General features: G+C 54.4%; 29 protein-coding genes, 1 tRNA gene and 1 riboswitch. Of the genes, 25 read left to right on the top strand and 5 right to left on the bottom strand.

Annotated features, from left to right (window positions below; translation table 11 throughout):
* Positions 1–40: 40 nt before the first annotated feature.
* Positions 41–706: an HAD family hydrolase gene (locus Q0835_RS13375; protein ID WP_298820283.1), complete on the top strand. Its 666-nt coding sequence runs from the start codon at positions 41–43 to the stop codon at positions 704–706.
* 115 nt (positions 707–821) lie between these two features.
* A riboswitch (FMN riboswitch) is annotated at positions 822–970 on the top strand.
* An 82-nt stretch (positions 971–1052) separates the two neighbouring features.
* A complete protein-coding gene (locus Q0835_RS13370) occupies positions 1053–1958 on the top strand; it encodes a DMT family transporter (protein WP_298820285.1) in 906 nt (301 codons plus the stop codon).
* A 56-nt stretch (positions 1959–2014) separates the two neighbouring features.
* On the opposite strand, the gene Q0835_RS13365 is transcribed toward Q0835_RS13370, so the two are convergent.
* Positions 2015–3583 carry a bifunctional diguanylate cyclase/phosphodiesterase gene (locus tag Q0835_RS13365; RefSeq protein ID WP_298961931.1) on the bottom strand — a complete coding sequence of 523 codons (1569 nt, stop codon included), beginning with the start codon at positions 3581–3583 and terminating at the stop codon, positions 2015–2017.
* A 391-nt stretch (positions 3584–3974) separates the two neighbouring features.
* Here Q0835_RS13365 and Q0835_RS13360 point away from each other — a divergent pair, with 391 nt between their 5' ends.
* The 4 genes from Q0835_RS13360 to Q0835_RS13345 all read left to right on the top strand — a co-directional run bounded on the left by Q0835_RS13360 (position 3975) and on the right by Q0835_RS13345 (position 7441).
* A complete protein-coding gene (locus Q0835_RS13360) occupies positions 3975–4262 on the top strand; it encodes an acylphosphatase (protein WP_298820289.1) in 288 nt (95 codons plus the stop codon).
* Between the two features lie 216 nt (positions 4263–4478).
* The gene (locus tag Q0835_RS13355; RefSeq protein ID WP_298961929.1) at positions 4479–5699 is read left to right on the top strand and encodes an NAD-dependent epimerase/dehydratase family protein; all 1221 of its coding nucleotides are present in this window, start codon (positions 4479–4481) and stop codon (positions 5697–5699) included.
* A gap of 8 nt (positions 5700–5707) precedes the next feature.
* Positions 5708–6562: a glycosyltransferase gene (locus tag Q0835_RS13350; RefSeq protein WP_298961926.1), complete on the top strand. Its 855-nt coding sequence runs from the start codon at positions 5708–5710 to the stop codon at positions 6560–6562.
* Between the two features lie 12 nt (positions 6563–6574).
* The gene (locus tag Q0835_RS13345; protein ID WP_298961923.1) at positions 6575–7441 is read left to right on the top strand and encodes an SDR family oxidoreductase; all 867 of its coding nucleotides are present in this window, start codon (positions 6575–6577) and stop codon (positions 7439–7441) included.
* Between the two features lie 20 nt (positions 7442–7461).
* On the opposite strand, the gene lipB is transcribed toward Q0835_RS13345, so the two are convergent.
* Positions 7462–8163: a lipoyl(octanoyl) transferase LipB gene (lipB, locus tag Q0835_RS13340; protein ID WP_298961920.1), complete on the bottom strand. Its 702-nt coding sequence runs from the start codon at positions 8161–8163 to the stop codon at positions 7462–7464.
* A gap of 96 nt (positions 8164–8259) precedes the next feature.
* Between lipB and Q0835_RS13335 the strand changes: the two genes are divergently transcribed.
* The 9 genes from Q0835_RS13335 (at position 8260) to mgtE (ending at position 16081) form a co-directional block, all read left to right on the top strand.
* Positions 8260–8526, top strand: coding sequence for a FliM/FliN family flagellar motor switch protein (locus Q0835_RS13335; protein ID WP_152501420.1), 267 nt, complete (start codon positions 8260–8262; stop codon positions 8524–8526).
* Between the two features lie 130 nt (positions 8527–8656).
* Positions 8657–8743 (top strand) — tRNA-Leu (locus Q0835_RS13330).
* Positions 8744–9199: 456 nt separating this feature from the next.
* On the top strand, positions 9200–10132 hold the full coding sequence (locus Q0835_RS13325) for a TAXI family TRAP transporter solute-binding subunit (protein ID WP_298961917.1): 933 nt from the start codon (positions 9200–9202) through the stop codon (positions 10130–10132).
* Positions 10133–10182: 50 nt separating this feature from the next.
* The gene (locus Q0835_RS13320; protein WP_298961916.1) at positions 10183–12072 is read left to right on the top strand and encodes a TRAP transporter fused permease subunit; all 1890 of its coding nucleotides are present in this window, start codon (positions 10183–10185) and stop codon (positions 12070–12072) included.
* The gene (locus Q0835_RS13315; protein ID WP_298820302.1) at positions 12072–12653 is read left to right on the top strand and encodes a cupin domain-containing protein; all 582 of its coding nucleotides are present in this window, start codon (positions 12072–12074) and stop codon (positions 12651–12653) included. Before Q0835_RS13320 ends, Q0835_RS13315 begins: the two co-directional genes overlap by 1 nt.
* Before the next feature lie 263 nt (positions 12654–12916).
* Positions 12917–13333 carry an ankyrin repeat domain-containing protein gene (locus Q0835_RS13310; protein WP_298961913.1) on the top strand — a complete coding sequence of 139 codons (417 nt, stop codon included), beginning with the start codon at positions 12917–12919 and terminating at the stop codon, positions 13331–13333.
* Positions 13334–13528: 195 nt separating this feature from the next.
* The gene (locus Q0835_RS13305) at positions 13529–14107 is read left to right on the top strand and encodes a hypothetical protein (protein WP_298961910.1); all 579 of its coding nucleotides are present in this window, start codon (positions 13529–13531) and stop codon (positions 14105–14107) included.
* 69 nt (positions 14108–14176) lie between these two features.
* Positions 14177–14485, top strand: a complete 309-nt coding sequence (locus Q0835_RS13300) for a hypothetical protein (protein ID WP_298961908.1) — start codon at positions 14177–14179, stop codon at positions 14483–14485.
* A 180-nt stretch (positions 14486–14665) separates the two neighbouring features.
* A complete protein-coding gene (mgtE, locus tag Q0835_RS13295; protein WP_298961905.1) occupies positions 14666–16081 on the top strand; it encodes a magnesium transporter in 1416 nt (471 codons plus the stop codon).
* Between the two features lie 75 nt (positions 16082–16156).
* On the opposite strand, the gene Q0835_RS13290 is transcribed toward mgtE, so the two are convergent.
* The gene (locus Q0835_RS13290; protein WP_298961902.1) at positions 16157–16597 is read right to left on the bottom strand and encodes a DUF1330 domain-containing protein; all 441 of its coding nucleotides are present in this window, start codon (positions 16595–16597) and stop codon (positions 16157–16159) included.
* 49 nt (positions 16598–16646) lie between these two features.
* Between Q0835_RS13290 and Q0835_RS13285 the strand changes: the two genes are divergently transcribed.
* Positions 16647–17252 (top strand): TetR/AcrR family transcriptional regulator, encoded by a 606-nt coding sequence (locus tag Q0835_RS13285; RefSeq protein ID WP_298961899.1) that lies wholly within the window; start codon positions 16647–16649, stop codon positions 17250–17252.
* Between the two features lie 29 nt (positions 17253–17281).
* Here the strand turns inward: Q0835_RS13285 and Q0835_RS13280 are convergent, their stop codons facing one another.
* Positions 17282–18010 (bottom strand): MarR family transcriptional regulator, encoded by a 729-nt coding sequence (locus Q0835_RS13280; RefSeq protein WP_298961896.1) that lies wholly within the window; start codon positions 18008–18010, stop codon positions 17282–17284.
* Between the two features lie 143 nt (positions 18011–18153).
* Here Q0835_RS13280 and Q0835_RS13275 point away from each other — a divergent pair, with 143 nt between their 5' ends.
* A complete protein-coding gene (locus tag Q0835_RS13275) occupies positions 18154–18579 on the top strand; it encodes an organic hydroperoxide resistance protein (RefSeq protein ID WP_298961893.1) in 426 nt (141 codons plus the stop codon).
* A gap of 45 nt (positions 18580–18624) precedes the next feature.
* Here Q0835_RS13275 and Q0835_RS13270 read toward each other — a convergent pair whose 3' ends face one another.
* Entirely contained in the window at positions 18625–19566 is a 942-nt protein-coding gene (locus Q0835_RS13270; RefSeq protein WP_298961889.1) for a hypothetical protein, read from the bottom strand.
* Positions 19567–19778: 212 nt separating this feature from the next.
* On the opposite strand from Q0835_RS13270, the gene Q0835_RS13265 reads away from it, so the two are divergent.
* The 8 genes from Q0835_RS13265 to Q0835_RS13230 all read left to right on the top strand — a co-directional run bounded on the left by Q0835_RS13265 (position 19779) and on the right by Q0835_RS13230 (position 25070).
* Positions 19779–20204: a VOC family protein gene (locus tag Q0835_RS13265; RefSeq protein WP_298961884.1), complete on the top strand. Its 426-nt coding sequence runs from the start codon at positions 19779–19781 to the stop codon at positions 20202–20204.
* A gap of 57 nt (positions 20205–20261) precedes the next feature.
* The gene (locus Q0835_RS13260; RefSeq protein WP_298961882.1) at positions 20262–20972 is read left to right on the top strand and encodes a GH25 family lysozyme; all 711 of its coding nucleotides are present in this window, start codon (positions 20262–20264) and stop codon (positions 20970–20972) included.
* Between the two features lie 89 nt (positions 20973–21061).
* Positions 21062–21463, top strand: a complete 402-nt coding sequence (locus Q0835_RS13255) for a MerR family DNA-binding transcriptional regulator (RefSeq protein ID WP_298820319.1) — start codon at positions 21062–21064, stop codon at positions 21461–21463.
* Positions 21464–21907 (top strand): PaaI family thioesterase, encoded by a 444-nt coding sequence (locus Q0835_RS13250; RefSeq protein ID WP_298961879.1) that lies wholly within the window; start codon positions 21464–21466, stop codon positions 21905–21907.
* A 1-nt stretch (position 21908) separates the two neighbouring features.
* Positions 21909–22361, top strand: a complete 453-nt coding sequence (locus tag Q0835_RS13245) for a GNAT family N-acetyltransferase (protein WP_298820321.1) — start codon at positions 21909–21911, stop codon at positions 22359–22361.
* A 24-nt stretch (positions 22362–22385) separates the two neighbouring features.
* Complete coding sequence (locus Q0835_RS13240; RefSeq protein ID WP_298820322.1) at positions 22386–23558, top strand: isovaleryl-CoA dehydrogenase; 1173 nt, start codon at positions 22386–22388, stop codon at positions 23556–23558.
* Between the two features lie 22 nt (positions 23559–23580).
* Positions 23581–23826, top strand: coding sequence for a hypothetical protein (locus Q0835_RS13235; protein WP_298961877.1), 246 nt, complete (start codon positions 23581–23583; stop codon positions 23824–23826).
* A gap of 191 nt (positions 23827–24017) precedes the next feature.
* Complete coding sequence (locus Q0835_RS13230; RefSeq protein WP_298961874.1) at positions 24018–25070, top strand: TRAP transporter substrate-binding protein; 1053 nt, start codon at positions 24018–24020, stop codon at positions 25068–25070.
* Positions 25071–25107: the final 37 nt, after the last annotated feature.

Below are 25107 nucleotides of genomic sequence, written 5' to 3'. Positions count from 1 at the left end.
TATGCCATGGGTCGTTTTGATTGTTTAACAGGAAAGCCGGATGTCCGTTACAACCGTATTGTTTGACCTGGATGGGACGCTTACAGACCCTTTTGAGGGCATTACTCGTTCGATCCAATACGCCCTTGAAGGGATGTCATCGAAGGTTCCAGACGCAAAAGATCTCCATTGGTGTATCGGCCCCTCGCTCTGGGACAGCTTCCGCGTTCTTCTTGACACTGATGAAAAGGCAGAGCTCGACCGGGCCGTTGCTCTTTATAGAGAGCGTTTCACTGACGTTGGTCTTTACGAGAATACGTTGATCGAGGGGATACCCCAGGCGCTGAGTGAGTTGCGCAGATTGGGTTTTGAATTGCATGTCTGCACGTCCAAACCTCATGCCTATGCGGGAAAAATAGTCGAACACTTCGAACTGATGCCGTATTTCGGCAAGGTGTACGGTTCGGAACTTGACGGCAGACGTTCTGCGAAAGCCGACCTGATCTCTCATATTCTCGATGAAGAAGGCATCACACCCACGCAAGTCGTTATGATTGGCGACCGCGAACATGATCTGATTGGCGCAAAGGCGAATGGTGTTGACAGTATCGGGGTTCTTTGGGGATACGGCAGCCACGATGAGCTCCACAAGGCAGACCCGGTGCTGATTGCTCGAAAGCCTACGGAAATTGTCCAGTTCCTTGAAAGCAGGTTCGTGCGCGTCTGAAGCGTTTTTTGCTGTCAGGTCGGCACAAATGACTTACAATCTTTCAGTGACACTGAATTTTTGGCCGCTAAGGCGTTGCCAAGGCCGAAAGCACCGGCTAGATAAACCGACAGAGAACAGTTCTCGGGGCGGGGTGCAATTCCCCACCGGCGGTATCAGGGAAACCTGGAGCCCGCGAGCGCCTTGAAACAGCCGTTTCAAGGGTCAGCAGATCCGGTGAGAGGCCGGAGCCGACGGTTACAGTCCGGATGAGAGAGAACTTGGACGCTGGTCTGACACTCAGGCCTGCGGGCGCGTGTCTTTTGAGACTGTTCTGGATTGGACGAACCGGACAGGATCAAACGAAATGACTTCATCTTCCAGCGGAGCCTTTTCCGGCCCCTTGTTTGCCGCCCTTGCGATGGTTGGGGCAGGGGCATGTTTTGCCCTGGTCAATGGGGCCCTCCAGGCCTCTACAATGCAATTGGGTGTGCCTTCAACATCGGCTGCTTTCTGGCAATACGCCCTTGGCTTGCTCATTGCCTTGCCCTGGGTATTGCGGCGCGGACTGTCATCCCTGAAAACGCGCCAGCTCGGTTGGCATCTGTTACGCGCAGCGCTGGCTGTCGTCGGCATTCAGTTATGGGTGGCCGGTCTTGCCAGAGTGGAAATTTGGCAGGCGATTGCTCTCGTAATGACGTCCCCGTTCTTCGTCATCATCGGTGCGAAACTGTTTTTCTCCGAGAAAGTAGGCGTGGTCCGCTGGCTGGCGACCATCGCAGGTTTCTCGGGTGGTATGATTATCCTCCAGCCATGGACGGAGGCATTTCATTGGGGGGCTGTGTTGCCCGTTGCCGCTGCAGCTTTCTGGGCGGGTACGTCTCTCGTCACCAAGAAGCTGACCGCGACCGAACAAGCAGATTCCATTACGGTATATCTGCTGCTGCTGCTGACACCGGTCAATGCCCTGCTTGCTCTTGGTGATGGTGGAATTGTGCCGTCTGGGAATGCTCTTTGGTTGTTGATCGGCGCCGGTGTTCTGACCGTCGTGGCAAACTATCTTCTGACGCTGGCTTATAAACATGCCGATGCTACTTTTGTGCAACCGTTTGATCACTTGAAGCTGCCACTCAATATTGCCGTTGGTTTTCTGGCATTTGGATTTGCACCTTCCGGAGCCTTCTGGCCCGGTGCACTCGTCATTGTCGGTGCATCGCTGCTGGTCATGCTGGATGAACAAAAGCGAAGTGCGGCCATGTCCCGCGCAGCGTGAGTACGCGCTCGCTCAAGGGTGCCAAATGAGCGCTGGTTCACAGAAGTATGCGGTGTTCAACCTGCCGAAGCGGTGAGATGGACATTTCCATGTGCTGGCAAGGTCGTGTTGCGCGCTTCGTCCGATTGGAGCAGCGCTTCAAAGGCAGCTTCTTCAATCGGACGGGAAAAATAGTATCCTTGAAGCAGCGTGCAGCCTTGCTCTGTGAGGATGTCTGCATGCTGGCTGGTTTCCACGCCCTCTGCTACCACTTCTATAGAAAGGGTTCGGGCGATATCGAGAATGCTGGCGACGAGGCTTCGTGCCTGCTCCGACTCGACAACCGGCGCTGTCAGATTTCTGTCGATTTTCAATCGGCGAGGTTTCATTTCCAAAAGGCTCAGGATAGAGGCGCGTCCGGACCCGAAATCATCGATCTCAACTTCAACACCAAGCCCTTCCAGGGCATCCAAATTGTATTTCGAAACGTCGTCGAGTTCTTCAAACGTCACCGCTTCGCTTATTTCAAAAATGATTGTGTTCGGTTGAACGCCCGCGGCTTGAACCGTACTCAGGAAACTTGGCGACTTTAGTCTCTCCGCTGAAATATTGACCGAAATGCGCGGCGGATTTTGCAGCATCCGCTCCCAGGTCTTTCTCTTCTTTACAGCTTCTTCGAACATGGCCTGGTCGATATCGGCAAGCACACCAAGAGTTTGAGCCAGATCCATGAAAACGGCAGGCGGCAGCACGCCGCGTGTTGGGTGTCTCCATCGCACAAGCGCTTCAGCTCCAACGATTTTTTTCGTCGATGAGTCCACCAGCGGTTGGTAAACAGGAAAAAATTCCTTGTTTGCAATGGCCCGCAGCAGATCGTTGGAGAGAACCGTGTTCTTTTCGAAATCGGACCGGAAAGAAGGTTCAAACACTTCGATCCGGTTGCGCCCACCGACTTTGGCTCTATGGAGCGCGATATCGGCATTCATGAGCTGGGTTTCCGGGTCGGTAACATCGCCGCGCGAATTGATGTCGTGAACAGCCACACCAATGCTGACGCCGATCGTGCACTCGGTGTTTTGATAAATGAAGGACCTTTTGAGGGTTGTAGCGAGCTCTGTGGCGATCGCCTTGGCGTCGGCTTCTTGTTGCACGTCTGCGGCGATAACAAATTCGTCCCCGCCGATACGCGCGAGCATCCAGTCCTTCGAAGTGTTTTCAGCAAGTAGATGCGCTACTTGTTTGAGAATGTGATCACCGAAGGCAGGGCCCAACCTGTCATTGACGTGTTTGAAGCGATCCAGATCCACTTGAATGAGTGCAAACGGGAGGCTTGAACGTGTTTGCGGGTTTAATCGCTTTTGAAGCGCATCGAAGAAGAAGTGGCGGTTCGGCAATCCTGTCAGCAAATCTGTCTGTGCAAGATGCCTTAAATCGGCTTCTGCGGTTACACGGCGTTTAATTTCTTTCTTAAGGTCATTTAGGCGCCGGAAAGTGAAGACCAGCAAGATGACGGGAGACGCAAACAGCGCCGTAATGATCTCATCAAGTTCGTAGTCTTCATGTGCCCGCGAAAAACCGTAAATCCGCTCAAATGCATCCAGCTCCGCAAGAATGAGCGTCAAAGCTGCAAGACCAGCCAGTGTCATTGCAACTTCCGGCAATAGTCTTTTGCGTATGTTAGACGCGAAGGCTCTTTGTCTGAAAGGCATTTGGAAGGACTCGCCTAGAATTACTTGACAGTAAATCTTATTGGCAAATGTTACTAAATTATTAGTTGCATTGTAGGATCTAGCTAATTGATCAACTTTTCTATTTTATTTGGTTTTATTGGGCGGGTTATGATGAACTATTTGTTTATGTCGAATAAAATACAACCGCACTTCAATTTAAGGTAGAGTGCGGCTTCGTCCGTTCGAATCAGTTTCAATTGCACCGGCTGTGGTCGTGGCCTTTGGATTGTCCACGAATTCCTCGATCCTTCAGTGGAACCGCCGTCATGATTGTGCTTCATTCAACTGCGGGTGAAATGAGGTTCGAATGACGAGTGATCCATTGACCGTTCATGTTCTGGTCGAGGGAAGGGTGCAAGGTGTCGGCTATCGAGCGTGGTGCGCAGCCGAAGCTGAGCGACGTCAGCTTTCCGGTTGGGTGCGAAACTTGAGAACAGGCGCTGTAGAAGCCGTTTTTTCAGGCCCTTCGGATACGGTCGTCGATATGCTGGATGCGCTTTGGAAAGGTCCGTCCTTAGCGCGTGTTCGCTCCCTCAAGGACCTTGCGCCTGTCAGTCCCTGTAGCGGCGGTTTTGAAATGCGTGAAACGGCCTAACTGCCGTCAAACATGTTGCGAAGGTCACATTGGACCGTCTTCGCCCCCGTTTGGATCGGATGCATCCGAGAAATCCATGGCGCTGCGGTATAGTGTATCAATCTGTAAATTCACCGTTGAATTGTCACGGAAACATCGCAATGATCTGATCTCTCATATAGCACAATTTGAGTGAAACACTCTTGTGCCGAATTGTGTAACTCGGGGAGATGACTTTTGAAAATTGCGATACTTGGCGGTGACGGTTTTGTCGGCTGGCCTACATCCTTGCATTTGTCGGATAAAGGCCACGAGGTTCACATTGTCGACAATCTCAGCCGTCGCTGGATCGACGCCGAGCTGGGTGTCCAGTCACTGACGCCGATGGATTCCATTCAGGAACGAACACGTATCTGGAAACAGGAAACCGGCAATACCATCAATTTTCATCTGATCGATATTGCCGAAGACTACGAGGTGTTCAAAGGCTGGCTTGCGGATAACCGGCCTGACGCAATCATTCATTTCGCCGAACAGCGCGCAGCGCCGTATTCGATGAAATCCGATCAGCACAAGAACTACACGGTCAACAACAACGTCAACGCCACCCATCACTTGCTCAACGCCATGGTGGAGCTGGATCTGGATGCGCACCTTATTCATCTCGGCACAATGGGTGTTTACGGCTATTCCAATGTCGGTGCCGCAATCCCCGAAGGATATCTGTCGGTGGATGTGGACACCCTTGCCGGGTACAAGGCTAACCAGGAAATCCTTTATCCGGCAAACCCGGGCTCCATCTATCACATGACCAAGTGTCTGGATCAGTTACTCTTCCAGTTCTACGCAAAGAACGACGGCATGAGGATCACCGATCTGCATCAGGGGATCGTCTGGGGCACACACACGCAGCAGACACTGCGCCACAAACAGCTGATCAACCGGTTCGATTACGATGGTGATTATGGCACTGTCCTGAACAGGTTTCTGATCCAGGCGGCTATCGGCTACCCGCTCACGGTTCATGGTACGGGTGGACAGACAAGAGCTTTCATTCACATTCAAGATTCGGTTCGTTGTATCGAACTGGCTCTCAAGAACCCGCCTGTGCGTGGCGATCGGGTGAAGGTCTTCAACCAGATGACTGAAACCCACCGTGTGCGCGATCTTGCGGAAATGATCTCGCGCCAGACAGGGGCCAAGGTTGCCTATCTGCCAAATCCGCGCAAGGAGGCAGCTGAGAACGATCTTGTTGTCGAGAACAAGCAGTTTCTCGAACTGGGCCTGGATCCGATTACCCTGGAAGAGGGGTTGCTCGATGAAGTCGTCGATGTTGCCAAAGCTTACGCCTACCGGGTCGACCGCAGCCGTGTACCTGCCGTTTCTGCCTGGACAAAGGAGATTGCCGATGAAGTCGAGCATGATCCTGAACATCCTCGGCTGAAGTCAGTTTCCTGACCAGACCGATGGACGATGCTCCTGCGTTCAACCGGGCGCCCTCAGCCAGAGTTGCCTATGTCACTTTGGTGACCAATCAGGACTACATTCTGGGAGCGGGCGCCTTGTTGCGCTCGCTTCGCCGAACCGGGACCGAAGCCGACCTGGTGGTGCTTCACACACCTGGTGTCGACGAGGCGGATCTCGCCGAGCTTGAAAACTTTAAACCAAGGCTTGGCCGCTGTGAAAGGCTTGCAACCTCTGCAGCCTTCAACGAACGCCACGAAAGGGGACGCCTTCACAAGGCAGCACCGTTTTCAAAGGGCGGCAAACCCCAGTTTCACACGCCGCTGGACAATTTCGTCAAACTGCGGCTCTGGCAACTGCGCGACTATGAAAAAATTGTTTTTATCGACGCGGATGCATTGGTCTTGAAAAACTGTGACAAGCTGTTCGAGTATCCGGAGTTCTGCGCCGCGCCAAATGTCTATGAGAGTCTTGCAGATTTTCATCGCCTGAACAGTGGGGTTTTCACGGCCACGCCGAGCGCCGCGACCTTTTCCGCAATGGCAGCTGCGCTGGACCGGCCGGATGTGTTTTGGCGGCGGACCGACCAGACGTTCCTGGAAAGCTATTTTCCTGACTGGCACGGCCTGCCGGTTTTCTACAACATGCTGCAATATGTCTGGTTCAACCTGCCTGAGCTATGGGACTGGAACCAAATTCACGTTCTGCATTTCCAGTATGAAAAACCGTGGCAAACCGATCATCCCAAGGCTGAGTTGTTGCGTCCGCTCATTGATCTGTGGCAGGCCTTTGCGAGCGGGACGGGAATACCGGAAGACATTGGGTGTTTGCGCGGGCCTGCGGTACTTGCAACCTGACAGGCTGTTTAAATGCACGTTCTGATAACCGGTGGAAGCGGTCTTGTCGGCCGTTTCATCGCTGATCGTCTTCACCGCGACGGCCATCAACTGACTGCGCTGGGCCGTCAGCCGCTAGATTGGCTTCAGGCAGGTTACCAATCCTGGAGCCTTTCAGAGACGCAGTTTGTGGTGCCACAAGCCGATGTCCTGATCCATTGCGCCTTGTCACATGCACCCGGCAAGTACAGGGACGGTGAGGGTGATGACCCGCATGGCTTCATCGAACGCAACGCGGAAGGAACTGTGCGCCTGTTGGAAAGGTCAAAGGCGGCTGGAATTTCTCACTTTGTGTTCTTGTCGAGCAGGGCTGTCTACTCCGAGGTTGTCAACTGGGCTGTGCTTGGCGAAACAGCTGAAACAGAACCGAACACCCTTTATGGCCAGGTGAAACTGGTCTGTGAACAGGCGCTTCAATCTCTGTGCGATGACCGTTTCAAGGGCACATCCTTGCGAGCGACGGGTGTCTACGGGAAGGCGCCAGGAACCCAACGGCACAAATGGTCTGACCTTTTCGCGGCGTTTGAACGCGGCGAAAGCATCGGTCCAAGGCTAGGAACGGAAGTCTACGGTGAAGACCTTGCCGACGGCCTTGCCAGAATTCTGGACAATGGTTCTCAAAGGAAAAGACCCTTTGAGGTCTACAATGTTTCCGACCTGCTGCTCGACCGTCAGGACCTCATAAAACTCTATGCCGAGCACAAGGGAGTGAAAGGAGCAGCCTTGCCGCCGCGTGCTGAGGGACCCGTAGGTGTGATGGAGCCTGGCAAGCTGAAAGCACTCGGCTGGACACCGGGCGGCAAGGAGCGCCTTCAGGCGTTTATCGGTTCGCTCAGCTGAAAGGTTTCAAGTCAGCGCAGCTACCTGGTGTCACCGAAGATCTTTTCAAATTCCGCCCGCAACACGCTGTCGTTTTCTGCAAGGCCAACAGGGATACCGAGGTCTACGAGGCTGGTGACGCCATGCTCCTCCACGCCGCAGGGAATGATGCCGGAAAAATGCTCCAGGTCCGGCTCGACGTTGAAGCTGACGCCGTGAAAAGTCACCCATTTGCGCACGCGAATGCCAATGGCAGCGATCTTGTCCTCGACCTGCGCACCGCGGTCCGGCCGGCGCACCCAGACACCGACCCGGTCTTCGCGCCTTTCGCCGCGAATATGATAGTGCCACAGGCTGTTGATCAGCCAGGCTTCCAAGGCCGCGACAAAGGCTCTGACGTCCTGTTGCCGCCTTTTCAGGTCCAGCAAGACATAGGCGACCCTTTGGCCCGGCCCGTGATAAGTGTGCTGGCCGCCACGACCGGTGCGGTAAACAGGAAACCGGTCGGGCGAAACGAGGTCGCCGTCGTCCGCGCTGGTACCGGCGGTGTAAAGCGGCGGGTGTTCGAGCAGCCATACTTGTTCGGGTGCGTCGCCTGAAATGATTCTCTCAACACGTTCGTTCATCGCGGCGAGCGCGGTTTCGTAGTCGACGAGCTTGTCGGAGATTGTCCATTCGACGGGTGCTGAGCCCGATTCTGGCAGAAATTTCAATGCGAGGCTGTCGCGGTCGGCAGGTGACATGTGGATGACACTTCTTTGTTTTTTGAGCTGGCTGGCCGTGCCGTGGTATGGTTAAGCGCTGGCGGCGTTCGCCCTATTTAAGGATCGATGTGTCTGATGACCACCTTTGATGAGATCAAAGTCGATATATCCGTTGTTCTCGGCGAGTCCGAGATGCCTGTCCATCAGCTGTTGCGCATGGGCCGTGGCGCGGTCATCGATCTCGACGTTGCTGAAGATGACGACGTCAAGATTTACGCCAACAACACGCTTGTCGCCAAGGGGCAGGTGGTGCTTTTGGGCGAAAGGATCGGGATCTCAATCACCGAGGTTCTGATGCGTCCGCCTGAAGTCCGTCCGATGAGGACCGACGGTCCGCTTTAGGCTTCCGGACAGGCCTCAAGAATATTTCCATGCCCTTGTGAATTAATGTCACTTCGGCCCTTGCGCGCCCAAAGCCCTTTTGCTACATGGAGCGCCTCGACGCTGACAGGCGCCGAAAACAATCGAATATGCGGTCGTGGCGGAATTGGTAGACGCGCAGCGTTGAGGTCGCTGTGGGGTAAAACCCGTGGAAGTTCGAGTCTTCTCGACCGCACCAAAGACAATCAGGCTACTGATTGATGAATAGGCGTCCCTCGGGGCGCCTTTTTTGGTTGTTACGCCGGTTTCAGGCACACTATTTTCAGACCAAGTCTCTCAGAAGCAATGTCAGGACAATTATTGCCAGTCACTGTGCAACAGCCGGTGATGTGATGTCACAGCGATCGGGCGAGCAGGCATTGGGAATGCGTCATGCTACGTGCAAGCTCCTCTTGGTCTCCGATTGGGGGGCGACAAAGTTTTCCGATTCCTCAATTGTGCACGGAAAGCGCGCCAACTCTCTCAACCGATCCATATCTCAAGTGCCTACTTTAACCTGCATGCATTGCCTTGAATGGTCGGAAGCCAAGGAAGTGCGAAAACCCGTTTTTTTTAATTTATACTTATAATATCGATTTTTTTGGATTCTTTGCTAAAATACCGTAATAATGGTTTCGGTACCAGGGAGGATTCCATGATCAAATCACTGAAGACAGTCGCAGCCGCTGCTGCGGTATCGCTCATAGGCTCGGCATCGGTGGCCGAAGAGTTGCGCATTGGCACTGCGTCGCTGGGCGGTGCGTTTTATCCTATGGGGCAAGCCATCTCCAACGTCGTCAACAAGCATGCCGGCGAGGGGATTTCGATGGTTCCGATCGTGACTGGCGGTTCGGTGCAGAACCCCAATCTGATCGCTTCCGGTGAAGTCGAGATTGCCATCACGAACAACAATCTGGCGGTCCTTGCGACGAAAGGGGCTGGACCCTACAAGGCGGCCGGACCGATCGACATCGGCGCGGTGGCTGCGCTTCACCCGTCTGTTCTGCACATGATGGTTCTTGCCGACAGCGACATTCAGACGCTTGAGGACCTGAAGGGCAAGCGCGTTGCAGTTGGTCCGGCCGGTGGTGGCACGCTAGGATTTGTGAACTTTCTGTTCCCGCTGCATGGCATGTCCATCGATGACATTACGCCAAGCTTCGTCTCTTATTCCGACGGTTTCAGCCAACTCACCGATGGCACGGTAGATGCCACACTGGCTCTTTCCGGCTTTCCGGCAGGCGCGGTAATGCAGGCTACAGCCGGTGCAGATCTCCGTTTCATTTCGTTCTCTGAAGGAATGCTCGACAAGGCGCTTGAAGCAAACGGAGCATTTGTGGAGGTTGAAGTGCCGACGGATGTCTACGGTACAGCTGAGCCGGGAACCGTGATCGGTGTCAACAATATGCTGATCGCACCCAACGACATGGATGCCGCGACCGTTCAGGCAGTGACCTCGGCGATTTTCGAAAATCTTGATGAACTGAAGGCTGAAAACGCCAACGCACGTCAGATTGATCCGGCAATGTCGTTGAACCTGGCAATCCCGCTGCATCCGGGTGCCAAAGCTTATTTCGACAGCAAGTAGTCTCTCATCAATGGTTGGGGGAAGTGCCCCCAACCAGTCAGGATCCAGCTTTGACTTGGCTATCCCGCTATTTGACCGTGCAGAACGGCGTCTTTGCCGCTGGCTTCGCGCTTGGGGCCTATCATTTGCTCGTCGTCTCGGGCGTGATTGCGATCTCGACCATGCCGATGCGCGTGACGCATGTGATGCTCGCCCTGTCATTGCTGTTCGTCATCAAACCAGCTAGCCGGAAACTGGCAGGGACCAAGGTCAATGCCGTTTTCACTGCGGTACTGGTTGTTGCAGCGATCGGGGCAAGTCTATGGATGTTGGCCCGCTGGAAAGCGATTGCTTTCAGCGGTGGCATAACCACCGACGCTGATTTTGCTGCCGGTGTGGTGCTTCTGATCATTGTCTTCGAGGCTGCCCGGCGCGGGATCGGGCTGATCCTGGCCGCGATCACTTTCATTTTTTTCCTTTATCCCTTTGCCGCGCCGTATTTGCCGGGAGTGCTGGAAGGGCGCGGGTCGACACTGGAACGGATCGTTGTGGTCCTGACGACCGATACGGCCGGCATCTATGGCATTCCGGTCGGTGTGGCGGCGACCTATATCATCGTCTTCACGATCTTTGGTGCGCTTCTGTCGAATTTTGGCGCGGGCGACTTCTTCTTTCAATTGTCGGTGCGCTGCACACGCGGCCTTCGAGCAGCGTCCGCCAAGGCCGCTGTATTATTCTCGACGCTCATTGGCATGGTCAGCGGGTCGGCTGCGGGCAATGTTGCAGTGACGGGTACCGTAACGATCCCAATCATGAAACGCGAAGGCTATGCGCCCCATCAGGCAGCATCGATCGAAGCTGTTGCTTCCACGGGCGGGCAGATCATGCCACCGGTGATGGGGGCGGCGGCATTCATCATGGCTGAGATCGTGGGAGTGCCATACACCTCAGTAATGGCAGCTGCGATCTTACCGGCGCTTTTGTTCTTTGGATCGGCCTTTGTGGTTGTACACCTACAGGCGGTAAAGTCCGGGATAGCACCGAACACGGGCACAACAGCGAGTGAAGAGCCACTGTTGAACGTGGTGTTGAAGGGCGCGCCGTTCATCGCAGCCTTTGGTACGCTGATCACAATGATGCTGATGGGCTTTTCGCCGTTCATGGCCTCTCTTTGGGCGATGCTTGTCCTGGTTACCGGCGATATCGTTCGCAATCGCCGGATCGACAAGGTCTTTGCCTGGAAGGTCGTCACCTCCATTTCCGAAGGCGCACGCTCGGTGGTCACCATTTCGGCTGCCTGTGCCGCTGCTGGAATCATTGCCGGAGTGCTGGGCGTGACAGGGCTTGGATCGAAGATCGCCACGCTGATCGATCTTGCGTCCGGCGGGTATCTCCTTCTGGCATTGTTCTTCACCATGGTGACGTCCATCATTCTCGGGATGGGGTTGCCGACGACGGCGGCATACCTGATCCTGGCGACAGTTGTCGCGCCAGCCCTGGTGAAACTTGGTGTGCCGGTCCTGACGGCCCATTTCTTTGTGTTCTACTACGGCTGCATTTCAACCATCACGCCACCTGTGGCCCTTGCTTCGTACGTGGCAGGCGGTATCGCCGGAGCGGACGTCAACAAGGTTGGCTGGACCGCGGCAAGCTACGCTGCGACTTCCTTTGTTCTGCCGTTTGCGTTTGTCTATGGCCCAGGGCTCCTGATGAACGGTTCATTGGGTGCCAATGCAATCGCAGTCGTCACTGCAGCGATCGGAACCTTTGCTATTGCGGTTGCCATCATAGGCACACTCAGTCGGCCACTATCAGCTTCGGTTCGCGCATTGGCTGCCGTTGCAGGGCTTTGCCTTTTGTTCCAGGGGTGGCTCAGCGCCGCCATCGGTATTGTTCTGTTCCTTGCGGTTGTCGCAATAGACCGCGCTCATCCTGCAACCTCAAATCCGAAGAGAACCTGATGCAGCACAGAGAGTTTCGACGCGTTGTCACCGGGCATGATGCCAATGGTACTGCCGTCATTGAGAGCGACGAGATCGCCACACAGATCCTTGAGCGGCCAAATCGCCCTGGCGTGCGTCTGACCAACTTCTGGCTGACCGATCAGACACCGGCAGAATATGACGGGTCGACCGAGACGTGTACGGGACCGTTCATTCTGCACCCACCCAAGGACGGCACGGTTTTTCGTTGTGTTGAGTTCATGCCGGAAGACCCGGAGGTTATGGCAAGGCTCTCCAGCGAGGATGGTGCAGCGGCCTTTGCGGAGATGGGTGCAGGCGCCAATGTTGTGCAAGGAGGGCGTCATCCATGGATGCATCGCACCGATTCAGTGGACTACGGGATCGTTCTGTCCGGTGAGATCTGGATGCTGATGGATGAGGAAAAAGAGGATGTTCTTCTCAAGGCCGGTGATGTCGTTGTGCAGCGTGGAACCAATCACGCCTGGGCCAACCGCGGGACGGAGCCGTGCACGATCATGTTCATCCTGATCGATGGTGTCACCAAAGCCGGTGAGGGAAAGGGTATTCCGCCGCGTTGAATGGTCAAGATGCGAGTTGCCTTTCACTGGGAGAGGCCATTCTGGACGCTGATGTTTCCTTGAATGTCAGTTGCGGGAGCGATAGCCGTCAAGCACACAGCGTTCCTGACTTCCTCAATGATTTGCGCGGCCACCATCAAGTTTCAGCAAACTCAAGTTCCAATTCCAGTGCCGCTTTCCTAGAATTGAGATAACAAGATTCACGTTGTGAAAAGGACTGCCTGCTTAAGGCTTGAAACAGTCAAAATAACGAGGTGGGTTCTGTGAGCAAGAAATTGAAGCGGAGGCAGTCCCTGGAAGAAATCCTGGCGTCTTGTTCCGATACACTCTTTCCCGCGGATCTTGGCGCTGCGCCGGTGACGGTCGACAGCCGCGATGCCGATGGGGATACACCCCTTCATGTACTGGCTCGGCGTGGAAACAACTACGGCCTTGAAAGGCTTATTGAGGCAGGTGCCGACGTCAATGCGATCGGTGACATGTCTGAGACGCCACTGCATGTCGCCTTGCATCAGAAAAACCTTGTTGCGGTTGAATTGCTTCTGAATGCAGGCGCAGTCGTCTCGTTGGTCTCGGAGTTCGACCAATCACCTCTGAGTATCGCAAATGATCTCGGTGGCGAGTTTAGAGCCTTGATGAGGCAAAAAGCCGGTGCCGGGTCTGTCGGCCAAGGGGAATAGTGGTTTGGCTCCTTTGGCATGCCACGCATTTCCGTCAATGCGAACGGGACGGTTGCCTTGAAAACGGCGACGTGGCGAATGACCAGTGCAGCTTCATTCTTGCCGGGTTTTGGTGCGAGGCTTTCTTGTGTTTAGTATCGCCCTGCAATAGGGACTTCAAAGCCACTTGAAGGTGCGTTTTTTTAGGAGGTCGTTATGCCCAACTCTGTTTCTTGGACGGTTCTGTCCGTTGTGCTTGCTGTTTCCTCATTTGCGTTTGCTTCGCACGCTGGTGCTGAGACCGGGGCGATCGCTCCAAGTGCTGTTTCGGGCATGGAAACGGCTCCCGTGGATGGTGACATTTATCGCTACAAGGCAGTGCTGGCAGACAGTGAAGAGGGAGCTGATCTCTATATCTTCACGGATGCAGGGGATGGATGGACGCAGGATGTCTACGCAAAGGACATCGTATGGCGCGGTGGCATCGGGCAAGAACCCTGGATCGAGACGACCGAGAAAGGTGCACTCAAGGTCTATTCGGAGAACAGTTCAATTGGGCGCAACCGCTGGGAACAGATCCTGACCATCGCCTATCGCAAAGGCCGGTTTCTGGTCGCCGGCTACACCTATACGTATTACGATACGCTGGATCCGGAAAGTAACGGCATTTGCGATGTCAATTTGCTGACAGGCAAAGGCGAGTTGAATGACAAGACCTTTCGAACGAGTTTGAAAGCCCTGCCGGTTGAAGAGTGGACGATGGACACCAGGCCGCCTGAATGTAACGAAAACTAAGGTTCTGCTTCCAGCGACAGATTGAGGTCCACAATCTTTGAAAGAAGAAGCCCAATGCAGGCAAAGCGGATGCGGCGGTCTCTGGCACGGTCCCTTGTCCTGTTGACAGGTCTCGCAGCAGGCTCGTCGGCGATTGCCCAGAGCCTGTCGACCAATCCAGGGCGTTTCGGTGCAATGACCTGTCAGCAGCTCTGGTACGTGGAGCAGGAAGTTCTGGCTGAAGGGCGCGTGTGTCTGAAAACGCAAAGGGCGCGACGCGCATTCAGCCGGGCCGAGCGTTGTATTTCAAATGATGAGGACATCTTGCCGACTAAAGCGCGAGACTATCTGGAGAACCTCAGAAGTTTGGCGCGAGGCAAGAGTTGCCGCGGCTTTTAAAGCTGAAAAGATCTGTTGCTGAAAGTGCCGTTTCACGCCGAGCCGTTCATGAATTTCTGTCCAAGTCTGTGGACCGGTTGAGTTTTTGCGGTGGCGCTTCGTGCCGTCTGACGCTAGTTCTTGACGGCAGTGCGGCGCTGGGCGCTGCGGGCAGTTCGTCTAAGGAGTGGGAGGCGCTGGATGAGTGACGCAGCTGAGCTTGACGTTCGAACCTCACCCGTTCCTGCCATTCCTGTTCGCGACGGGGACGAGCGCCTTAATCCTGATTTTATCGTTGCCGTCGAAGCAGCCATCAAGGCGCGTGATGCCAATGACCTGAGACAGCTTGCAGGCGATTTGCATGAGGCTGATACCGGCGACCTGCTGGAGACGCTAAACGGCGACGACCGGGCGGAATTCATTCAACTGCTCGGAGATAATTTCGACTACACTGCGCTGACGGAAACCGATGAAGCCGTTCGCTTGCAGGTATTGGAGGACCTGCCGCACGAGGTTATCGCAGAAGGTCTGGAAGATCTCGATTCAGATGACGCCGTCTACATTCTGGAAGACCTCGATGAGGACGATCAGGCGGCAATTCTGGAAGAACTGCCTTACGCCGACAGAGCCCAGCTGAAAAAGGCGCTGGATTATCCTGAAGACAGTGCGGGCCGACGCATGCAAAGCGAATTCATCGCGGTTGCACAGTTCTGGACCGTCGGTCAGACCATCGACTACATGCGCGAAGCCAGGGATCTTCCGGACAGCTTTTATGAAATCTATGTCGTTGATCCTGCTTTCAAAATGCTTGGATCGGTTCATCTGGACAAGATCCTGCGCACCAAACGGGCGCGGAAGGTGACAGATATCATGGAAGAGAACCGTCAGGCGGTTCTCGCGACAGAGGATCAGGAGGAAGTTGCCAGGCGGTTCGAGCGTTACAATCTTGTTTCTTCAGCTGTGGTGGATGAAAACGACCGCCTGGTCGGGGTGCTGACGGTCGATGACATTGTCGACGTCATTCAAGAGGAGGCAGAAGAAGACCTTCGAGCGCTCGCGGGTGTCGGTGATGAGGAAATATCCGACGACGTGGTCACGATTGCGCGCTCTCGCCTTGCCTGGCTGGTTGTCAATCTTGGAACCGCCGTCCTGGCGTCTGTGGTTATTGCGTTGTTTGAGGAAACGATCGAAGCCATGGTCGCTCTTGCCGTTCTGATGCCGATTGTGGCGTCCATGGGCGGGAACGCTGGAACGCAGACCATGACTGTCGCAGTGCGTGGTATTGCCACCCAGGAACTCAGCGCGCGAAATCTTCTGCGCGTTCTCAATCGCGAAATCCTTGTGAGCGCGGTCAATGGGCTGGCATTGGCCTTCCTCATTGGCATCACTGCATGGCTCTGGTTTGCCAGTCCCGGTCTTGGGGTCGTGATCGCCGGTGCCATCATCATAAACATGTTGTTTGCCGGTTTCTCCGGACTGTTGATCCCGATTGTGCTTGACCGGATGAAGGTCGATCCGGCAATTGCGTCCAGCGTTTTCGTCACCACCGTGACGGATGTTGTCGGCTTCTTTGCTTTTCTCGGAATTGCGGCGCTGTGGTTTGGATTGCCGCTTTAGCCATCATTCACGTTGCTTATGCACTGGTGCGATCAATGGAAAAGGCTGCGCTCTGGTGAACGCAGCCTTTCTTTATCAGTTGCCGCACACCAGCACCTTTTGGCGTTCGCAGGCGGCTGTGCGGTGGTGAAACGCACCGCGGTAGGTTTCGTCGGAATATAGGGCGATCAACGCATCAAGGTTCGGATAGGACCCGATTGCGATCAGGTCCCAGTCTTCGTCTTCACCCATGAACATCCCCTGATAGGGGCCAACATAAAGGAAACTCCCGCCAGCCTGTTCCATGGCGGGCATGCTGACGGATGCATAGTCCGAGAAGGCCTCTTGGCCGGTCGGAGCGGCGTGGCCCTCGGAGTATTCGGCGTTCGCCCGCAACTTGAAGAAGTTGATCAGGGTTATTGGTTGATCAGCAGGCCTTTGCAGGAGTTGAGACCATTGGCTTTCGGTCGGGCAGGCACCATCGCTGCCGGATCCATACCAAGACGTGAATTGGGTAACCTGTTGGTTGACGTTCATGAGCAATCTCCATAACTTTACATGTGTCAAATTGCAGGAAACTTTACACGTGTCAAGTCAAGCTAGGTTACAGCGAACACGCGCAGAAATTCTCGACAGTGCCTGGACCCTGATTTCAAAGAGGGGAACAGAGGTCTCAATTGCTGAAATTGCCAAGGCTTCAGGCAACAGTCGGCAGTCCGTCTACGACCATTTCGGATCGAGAGGAGGGTTGATCCTGGCATTGGTGCGCAGGGCCGATGAGCGGCTTGATATTGAAGCGAAACTGTTTTCAGCGTTTAAGACCGAAGATCCGGAAGATCGCCTGAAGGCAACCGTCAGTGTCTGGATCCACTTCGTTCAGGAGATTTTTCCCGTAGCGACCGATCTGATACGGCTGAGAGCGACCGACGAAGACGCCTCTCTTGCCTGGGAAGACAGAATGTCGGAACTGCGTGAATGGCTGCTTGAACTCACGCGAACCCTGGAAGAAGACAAGGCTTTGCAACCGGCATGGTCTTCGAAAGAAGCCTCAGAATATTTGTGGGCGTCCTTCAGCGTTCAGATGTGGGGACTGCTGACGCAGGATTGCGGCTGGCAAAGGGAGGCTGCTCAGGACGTTCTGACACGTACGATTTGTCAAGCCTTGTTGCGCCCCACAACAAGACCTGACTAGTTTTCCGAAATCAGACTTTTTGAACGATGTCAGGTGCCTGCATCTTTATCCCTTAAATTGTCCCGAAGCCTCATGATCCTGGACTGGAGATCTGTAATTTCTTCAAGGTTCAATCCGGTTGATGCAAAAATGCAGGAGCCGAAATGTTCGGTTTTCTTCTCAAGGGCGCGTCCCTTGCGTGTCAGTTTGAGGATGACCTGACGTTCGTCTTTGACGTTACGTGTCCGGGTGACCAGCCCCATGGCTTCCAGCCGTTTCAGCAGCGGGGTCAGCGTGTTGGTGTCTAGCTGAAGCTTGGCCGTGATGGCGCCGACCGGCACATTGTTGGTTTCCCAAAGCACTGTCATTGCAAGAAACTGCGGGTAGGTAAGACCGATTTCCTTCAGCAGTGACTTGTAGACGCCATGCATTGCGTGATTGGCAGAATAGAGCGCGAAGCAAATGTATTTGTCGAGCGTGATTGGCTCGCTTCCGACAAGATCGTCCGCGACTTGGACAGCTTCGGCAGAAGTGTTCAACGGGCCATTGCTTTTGCCCGTATCATGCAGGCTTTGAGCAGGCGCTTGCTCGCTACCGACTTGTTGAGGCTCGGCGGTCTCTTCCGCAATGTCTTCACGTTTCTTTTTTGATGCCTTGGCGTTTTTCGGCCGTGCTTTTTTCTTGGAAGAAGGCGATTTCTTTTTTGGTTTTTGGGTCTCTTCAGATGCAGTCATTCCGAATGCATCCAGAAGCGACATCTGGTCGGTCGTCTCGTTCATGCGCGTTTTATAAATCGTGCGCGATATGATCGCAACACATTGACTGCGTATATCAATGCCTATATGTGCACGAATTATATCGTGCACGATAAAAACGTATCCGATGTAAAATTTCAAATCTTGCTAGCCAAAGGAACGAGCAGATGACAGTGGAAGTTCTTTATGAAACCAGGGCACGGGCGACAGGCGGACGCGACGGGTCCGCAAAGACCTTGAGCGGATCCTTTGAAGTGAAGCTTGCAACACCGAAGGAGCTTGGCGGAGCAGGTGGTAAGGGAAACAATCCGGAAGAACTTTTTGCCGCAGGCTATGCCGCCTGTTTTATCGGCGCGATGAAGTTTGTCAGCGGGCAGGACAGGATTACGATCCCTGCAGAGACGGCAATCACCTCAACAGTAGGCATCGGCCCGCGTTCAGAGGGCGGATTTGGCCTTGAAGTTGCGTTGGAAATTTCATTGCCAGGTCTGGAGCGGCAGGTTGCCGAAGATTTGGTTGCCAAGGCTCACCAGGTTTGTCCTTATTCGAACGCAACCCGAAACAACATTGAGGTCAAGTTGACGGTCGTCTGACGACAAAGCGTTCACTCCCACCTAAAGTCCACGTTCAAGAAGAGGCTATTGGGTGAGTTTTGGCCCGGCCTGGTACACAAATTTTTGCCAGGACGGGTCAAGCCCCTCAATAAACGGGTTGCTCAAGCGGAAAATCCTGCGGTTGTCCAGTTTTGCGAAATCAACGCTGGCTCGGTACTTCTGGTCCCAGAGTTCGAACAAGGACCCGTCCTCGTGAGCAAGCAGCAATCCTTCGTGCACCCGGGCGATCAATTCCTTGTTTTCGCTTGATGTCACGAGAAAGCGCGGCAAGGGATAGTAGATGCAAATTGCTTCATCATATGCGAGGCCGTCTATTTCGAGATGGGACTGCCATTCGTTCAGGAGTTCGTTTGCACCGCGTAGAAACAGATCCGACCGGCCCAACGCGACCATTGAGAACATGGCCTCGTATTCAGCACCGGTCCTGACTTTGAAGCCGTGATGTTCCAGAATTCGTGTGTCTAGCCAACCCAGCCCTTGAAGTACTTCGAACTTCTTGAGCTCCTCAAGCGTTCTGACTTTCGAAAGCGCCGATTTCGTCTTGTTGGATACGAGGGCGACACGGTAGCCGACGACGCCAAGATCCACGGGAAAGGGGATTGCGGTCAGGCTGTCCGGTAAATCGTTGTTCATCGAGAACTTGATGATGAAATTTGTGTATTTGTTGTTTGATGCGTCAATCAGGGCGCGCTTTGAGTTTTGACCGACGGGCGTGTCTTGTATTTTGAAGTCGCCGTATTTCGTCCGGGTCTTGGCCAGGGCGAGTTCGATGACCGCACGGTCGTATTCATATCGCTTGTCGGTTGGCGATTCCGGTCCCTGTACGGTGACAGTCATTGCCGCATGCGCCGATGCTATCCATGCTGCCAATGCACCGATGCTGGCAAAAAATTTCGCGAACAAATAGATTTCTTTTCTGATCGGCAAGGATGTCAGATCCGATGTTATTGAATTCAAGATAAGCATAACTTACTCTTGATTCCGCCCCGTTTAAGTAAACTCTGTCACGTGCAGTGTCTGAATTGCAATTGAAAATCGGTGTATAATCTTGCTTGATTGTTTATTATTTCTTGTGAATTGCATCTTGTAGTTGTTTCTAGGTTGAATATACTTGTGACCTGTTAATAATTCTACTGTCGAAATGTGCAGTGTTTGATGTCCCGAAAGGGTGTTTGTTGATGAAGAGACCCGCAATAGCAGGGATTTTGGAGACAGCGGTCTACGTTGACGACATGGATGCGGCGCATGTCTTTTATTCCGAAGTTCTTGGATTGAAGCGTATGGTTGCCGGTGAACGCCTCTATGCCTACGACGCAGGTCCTGCCCAGGTCCTGCTTGTCTTTCATCGGGGGCACACAGGGGAAGACGTTGAAACCAGTGGTGGGACCGTACCTGGTCATGACACCAATGGGCATAGCCATTTCGCTTTCAAAATCGCTTCAGACGAAATGAGAGCCTGGCGCAGGTATTTGAAGGAAACGGGGACACCAATCATAAGTGAGGTCACGTGGCCGGCCGGTGGTCGCAGTCTCTATTTCAACGATCCGGACGGGAATGTTCTTGAATTGGCAAGCGCTCCGCTCTGGCCGAATTTCTTAGCATGAAATTAGGGTCTCAAGCGTATTGGTGCGCACGCAGGATTGAGCCAATCGGATGACAAAATGAAATTCTTGCAAGCGATTTTGCGCACCTTGTTCTACGTTGTGGTCGGCGGTGTCATTTCGATTGTCGGAGCAGCGTTTTTCTTCATGAACTGGGAACCAGATCTGGATGACTTCCCCGTGCGCGGCATTGACGTGTCCCACCATCAGGGGACTATCGACTGGACAAAGGTCGCGGACGACAATGTCGCCTTTGCCTATATCAAGGCAAGCGAGGGCGGCGACTTCAAGGACAGTGCATTCACCAAAAACTGGGCGGCAGCCGGTGCTGCCGGGCTTGAAAGAGGTGGCTATCACTTTTTCAGTCTTTGCAAGCCGGGTAGAGAACAGGCTGAAAACTTCTTGAGTGTCTTGCCGGAAGCGCCGGATATGCTCGCGCCGATGGTTGATCTGGAGTTTACCGGCAATTGTGCCCGCCGTCCGCCCGTTGAAGAAGTGCTTCGTGAAGTCAGCGATTTCGCGAACACAGTTGAAGCCGTTGTCGGCAAGCAGGTGCTTTTTTACGCGCCGGAAGACTTCTATCGCACGTACCTGAAAGGGCAGGGGCTGAACCGCCGGCTATGGACGCGATCCATCTGGCACTCACCGGCCTATTCCCAGGACTGGACGATCTGGCAGTTTCACAACAGAGGATCTGTGGACGGGATATCCGGGGATGTCGATCTGAACGTACTGAACAGCGAACTGACACTTGATGCTCTCAAGTCATAGATATTATCTAATTGAAAAATATATAATAAAATAGATGTGTTGACTTTAACGTAAAAAGGCTGAACTGTGCGCTCCAACGAGGAGCAGCCATGCAGCGCTATTTCACGATCACGCAACTAACCCAGGAATTCGACATTACGACTCGAACTTTGCGCTTTTACGAGGCGCAAGGATTGGTGTCGCCCACAAGACGCGGGCGGCAACGTCTCTACACACCTGGCGATCGAACCCGCATCAAATTGATCCTGCGTGGAAAACGCCTCGGATTTTCGCTGAATGAAATCCGCGAAATGATTGAGATGTATGCCAGCGCGCCGGGCGAAACCGGACAGCTGCGATTGCTCCTGGACAAGATTGAAGCGCGGCGCGAAGAGCTCCTGGAAAAGCAGCGTGATATCGAGTTGACCTTGTTGGAGCTGGATGAGGTGGAAGCCGGGGCTCGAACAAGAATAAGCGAACTTGATGTCAATGCGACATCGGAGGATGCCTGAATGGACCTGACACCACGAGATCCCAATTGGGAAAGCCGAGTTCGTGACAGTTTCAGCGCTCAGAAGTTCATGGCCCTAATCGGTGCCAGGCTTGTTCATCCTGCACCGGGTGGTGTCGATCTGGAGCTGAACCTTAGGCCCGATCTGACGCAACAGCACGGTTATTTCCATGCGGGCGCGACGTCGTCGATCGCCGACAGTGCGGCAGGGTATGCAGCTCTGACGCTTTTTCCGCCGGAAGCCGGTGTTCTGACAAGCGAGTACAAGATCAATCTGCTCAACCCTGCGGACCAACCTGTGTTGCTCGCCAGAGGCCGAGTGATCAAACCGGGCCGAACCCTGACGATTGCGCGGTCCGATGTCTATGGGCTGGACGACGGCACACAGGTGCATGTCGCCACTGGACTTTTCACCCTGATGAGCGTCTCCGGCGTGAAAGACTGATATGATGCACAACCTGACGATCAGGCCGCTGCAGCCCGCGGACAAACCTTTTTGGCGCGCACTTTGGCAGGCCTATCTTGAATTCTATCAGCAAGACCTTGCCGCGGAGATAACCGACCACTTATTTGAACGGCTGCTTTCCAGTGACGGCCACAGAGCACTGGTGGCTCTTGACGGCGAAGAGATGGTTGGCCTGGTTCATTACCTTTTCCACGACAGTACATGGTCGTCGCAGATGACCTGCTACCTGGAAGATCTTTTTGTCGTCTCGACACTTCGTGGAAGTGGCGCTGGCCGCAAACTGATTGAAGCCGTCTACGCTGCAGCTGATGCCGAACCGCTGGCGAGCGGCAATGTCTATTGGCACACACATCATCACAATGAACGCGCGCGTCTCCTCTACGACCGTATTGGCGACTTGAGCGAGTTTGTCCGTTATGACCGCTCTCGATAGCTCGGGAGCCAGGGAGGTAAAACAATGATCCGCAACGATTTTCCGGGGTTCAATTTTGACCTGGGCGAAACTGCCGACATGCTGCGCGATACAGTGCGTTCCTATAGCCAGGATCGTATTGCGCCGATGGCTGAAAAAATTGATCGCGAAGACTGGTTTCCGCGGGAAATCTGGCCAGAGATGGGTGAGCTTGGTCTGCATGGCATTACGGTTGAAGAGGAATGGGGTGGCTCGGGGCTCGGCTATCTTGAGCACTGCATCGCCATGGAGGAAGTCAGCCGTGCTTCCGCCTCTATCGGCTTGAGCTATGGAGCGCATTCCAACCTTTGTGTAAACCAGCTGCGACGTTGGGGGCGCGACGACCAAAAAAAGCGGTATCTGGAGAAACTTGTCACTGGTGAGCATCTGGGAGCACTTGCAATGTCGGAGCCTGGGGCTGGCTCAGACGTGGTGTCCATGAAACTGCGCGCTGACAAGAAGGGCGACAGATACATCCTCAATGGATCCAAGATGTGGATCACAAACGGGCCCTCGGCCGAAACAATGATCATCTATGCCAAGACGGACGCAAGCGCTGGTCCGAAAGGCATTACGGCTTTTCTTGTCGAAAAAGATTTCCCGGGTTTTTCGGTTGCTCAAAAACTGGACAAGCTCGGCATGCGGGGCTCTGAAACCGGCGAATTGGTATTTCAGGACTGCGAAGTGCCGGAAGAAAACGTGCTTGGAGAAGTCGGCAAAGGTGTCAACGTCCTGATGTCTGGCCTTGACTACGAGCGCGCTGTCCTGGCCGCGGGCGCAGTCGGCATCATGCAGGCCGCGATGGATGTCGTTATCCCGTACGTTCATGAACGCGAGCAGTTCGGGCAACCGATCGGGACATTCCAGCTGGTTCAGGGCAAGGTCGCGGACATGTATGTGACAATGAACGCTACAAAGTCTTACGTTTACGCCGTCGCCAGAGCCTGCGACCGCGGAGAAACAACGCGCGAAGACGCCGCTGGTGCAATCCTTTATGCTGCGGAAAATGCAACGAAAATAGCTCTGGATGCCATCCAGTTACTTGGTGGAAACGGGTATATCAACGAATATCCGACCGGCCGCTTGCTGCGCGATGCCAAACTCTACGAAATTGGAGCCGGAACATCGGAAATTCGCCGCATGTTGATTGGCCGCGAGATCTTCAACAAAACGACCTAAGTCTTCGCCAAAGAGTGGATCAGTGAAATACACCAGGCTGCCGGAGACGGCGGATGCCAAGTCTCCTGCTGGAGCCGATATCCGCTTTATCATGGATGGACCGACCGGCAACATGATCCACTCGACAGTCCCTGCCAGTCAAATAAGCAGGGCGACCAGGCACAACACAGTCAGCGAATTCAGGCACATTCTTGAGGGACAGGGACAGATCTGGCGAAAATCCGGTGCAACGGAGATCATTGTTGATCTGAAACCGGGTCAGTTTTGAACGCGCATTGACAACACTGAGCGGGATCGAGACGATAAGAACAATCAAACTCGGTCTCATCCAGGACAGAAATCCAGGCGCCTGCGGCGAGATCCAGTTCATCAGCCAGCTCTTCGAAATAACATGGTCCAATGCGCCGCATCGACAATCGCGCACCCTAAAAAACTGACGCAACAATCCCGGAGGACAACATGACAAAGATGGCCAAACTGGCCCTGGCTGCCTTACCCTTTGTGGCCATGAGCGGGCCGAGCCTTGCGCAGGATGTCACAATCACCCTGCAATCGGCTTTTCCGACCAGCCTTCCGGTCATCAACACGATCCGGCAGTTCGAAGCAGAGGTCGAGGCAGCCTCCGGCGGGACGATCCAGATCGAGCTGGCGGAACCTGGCGCGATTGTCCCACCGTTCGACATTCAACAAGCGGTCTCTGACGGCGAGATCGAAGCGGGCTATACCGCTGCGGCCTACCTTCATGGATCCTTGCCCGTTGCGTCGTTTTTCACGTCGATGCCGTTCGGGCCGCAAGCGCTCGATTATATGGCTTGGTTCTACGAAGGCGGCGGGCTCGAGCTCAATCAGCGCATGTATGACGATGCGGGCTTTGACCTCGTGACTATGCCACTAACCTTCACAGGCATGGAATCGGGCGGTTGGTTCAACTCACCCATCGAAGGGACCAACGATTTTGCCGGGCTCAAGTTGCGCTGGTCGGGGCTTGCCTCGGAAGTGCTGGCAAGCCTAGGTGCGGATACCGTGCTGATCGCAGGCGGAGAGATCTTTCCATCGCTTGAAGGTGGCGTCATCGACGGGACCGAGTTCAGCTTTCCACAAGTGGATCTTGCGCTGGGTTTTCCGGACGTGGCTTCTTTCAACTATTTCCCTGGCTGGCACCAACCCTCGACGATGATTGAGTTGGTAATCAACCGCGACGTTTGGGACGGCCTGACAGACAGCCAGCGCACGATCATCGACATGGCGGCCAGAACCAACGCGATGCGTTCGGTCCTGCGGATGGAATACTCACAAGCCGCCGCCGTCGCGCAAATGGCAGAACAGGGCGTGGACGTCCGCCTTTACAGCCCCGAGACCCTGGACAGCCTCCGGGTAGCCTGGGACACGCTTATCTCCGAGATGGCCGCGGCTGACCCCTTTGTGGCAGAGGTCTGGGACAGCTTGCAGGCCGCGCGAACGCAAGAAGACACCTGGGACGCGTTAACCGTAGCACCTATGCAGCGCCCATGATCGGCCGTCCCAGCGCGATCCTTGGGCCTCTGCGCCC

The sequence above is a fragment of the uncultured Roseibium sp. genome (assembly GCF_947499295.1).
Lineage (GTDB): Bacteria > Pseudomonadota > Alphaproteobacteria > Rhizobiales > Stappiaceae > Roseibium.
The sequence above is the reverse complement of the archived record's forward strand: the minus strand, read 5'-3'. Positions and strand labels throughout refer to the sequence as shown.